The sequence below is a fragment of the Phaeodactylibacter luteus genome (assembly GCF_007993045.1).
Classification (GTDB): Bacteria; Bacteroidota; Bacteroidia; order Chitinophagales; family Saprospiraceae; genus Phaeodactylibacter; species Phaeodactylibacter luteus.
The window spans coordinates 1-1,871 of the sequence record NZ_VOOR01000122.1; the positions used below are offsets into that span (position 1 = coordinate 1).

Below are 1,871 nucleotides of genomic sequence, written 5' to 3' on the forward strand. Positions count from 1 at the left end.
GCCGGACTGCCCAGATTGTACGGACGGCCCGGACACACCGGACGAGGTATCGGACATCACGACGGTGAAGACGAACAACACGACGACCTACGTGCCGGGCACAACGGTGCCTTACACCATCACGGTGACGAACAACGGGCCGAGCGCAGCGAGCAGCGTAACGGTAGCAGATATGGCGCCTGCGGGCACAACGATCAGCAGCTGGACGGCGGTAGTGACGACCGGCACAGCGACGCTGGCGAACGCTTCGGGCACGGGCGATTTCAGTGAGTTGATCACGAACATGTCCAACGGGGCGGTAGTGACCTACACGGTGAACGTGGACGTGCCTGCCGACTTCACGGGCGGCCTGACCAACACGGTTGTGGTAACGAACCCGGAAGACCCGACCCCGGACTGTCCAGATTGTACGGACGGGCCGGACACATCTATCAACCTACCTCCCGATGCTGTGAATGATATGTTCACGGTTATCTCTGGGGGCACGCTCACGGGCTCGGTAGTAGCCAACGATGACAGTACAGATGGCCCATTCACGCAAGTCACGCTAATTGGCGGGCCGTTCAATGGCACGCTGAGCCTGAACTTAGATGGCAGCTTTACGTACATGCCGAACGCAGGTTACCTTGGGACAGATGTGTTCCAGTACAACTATTGCGATGGCGGCACGCCCAACCTGTGCGATGCAGCAATAGTGACGATCACAGTTTCGGAGAACGTACTGCAATTGCGCCCACGTGCGCTCCTGCAAGGGGCATTGCTGGGCAACGGCGGCGGCCTGATTATGCGTGATGACCTGCGCACGGAAGGCTATATCCCAACGGTAGAGCCTTACTCCGGGCTGGCCAGCTTCGAACACCGCGGCAGTGGGGGTGGAGAGTCTATCTCGGCAAGCGTGCTAACGGACAACGGCCAGGATGCGATAGTAGACTGGGTGTTTGTAGAACTCCGCTCCGCGTCTGATTCTGCACAGGTGATCGCAACGCGGTCTGCCCTGCTGCAGCGGGACGGAGACATAGTAGATACAGACGGCAGCTCTGCGCTACAGTTTGTGGGGCCGCTCGACGGCAGCTACTTTGTATCGGTACGCCACCGCAACCACCTTGGCGCAATGACCTCATCCCCTGTGGCTTTGAGCAGTGTGCCAGCGGTAGTGGACTTTACGGACACGGGCTCAGACTTCTATCACCGCATACCGCAGTTCGACGGTTTCGAGCAGGCGGTAGTAGAAGGGGCTTACGCGCTGTACCTTGGCAATACGAACTTCAACGGGCAGGTGAACTATGCCGGGCAGTCGAACGACCCGGACATCAACTACCAAGCCATCATCAACGCTGTGGGCAACCCTGGCCAGCTGCAGTCCTACATTTTGAGCGGCTACCGGGCTACCGACGTCAACCTCGATGGCATAACCAAATACACAGGTTTCAACAACGATGTGGACCCGATATTCAACGTGTCGGTGCCATCACCGCTGAACAGCTCGAACATCGTGACCTTCAACCTGATAGAGCAGCTGCCGCTGCCTGCCGGGGAGTAAACGAGAGGGCCTGACGGGGCAGCCCGTCAGGCCCATCAATACGGTCAAAACTGAAAATTCATTATTCATAGCTTCTTAAAAGAGACGACAACTATGCATGGCATGACGACCCGGCGGATAATAGCCGCCCTATTTCTGTTCCTCGGCACCTTCAGTATAGGTGTTTCGCAGAACATAACCTTCGGCATACTGCTCGACCCTGGCGACCCGCAGACGGTATCTTTTGTGGGGTACACGGATTATTCCGGCAGCTCTGTCCTGTCGACGAGCAATTTCGGCATCCGGTTCCCGGCAGGGACATTGACCGCCCCATCTATTACTGGGGTAGCAT

At 57.7% G+C, this 1,871-nt stretch carries 2 protein-coding genes; both read left to right on the forward strand.

Translation table 11 applies throughout. The annotated features are described in order from the left end of the window. Positions 1-1,540, forward strand: a 1,540-nt coding sequence (locus FRY97_RS21715) for an Ig-like domain-containing protein (RefSeq protein ID WP_147169720.1), incomplete at its 5' end; no start/stop codon positions are given. Between the two features lie 93 nt (positions 1,541-1,633). After that, positions 1,634-1,871, forward strand: a 238-nt coding sequence (locus tag FRY97_RS21720; protein ID WP_147169721.1) for a hypothetical protein, incomplete at its 3' end; no start/stop codon positions are given.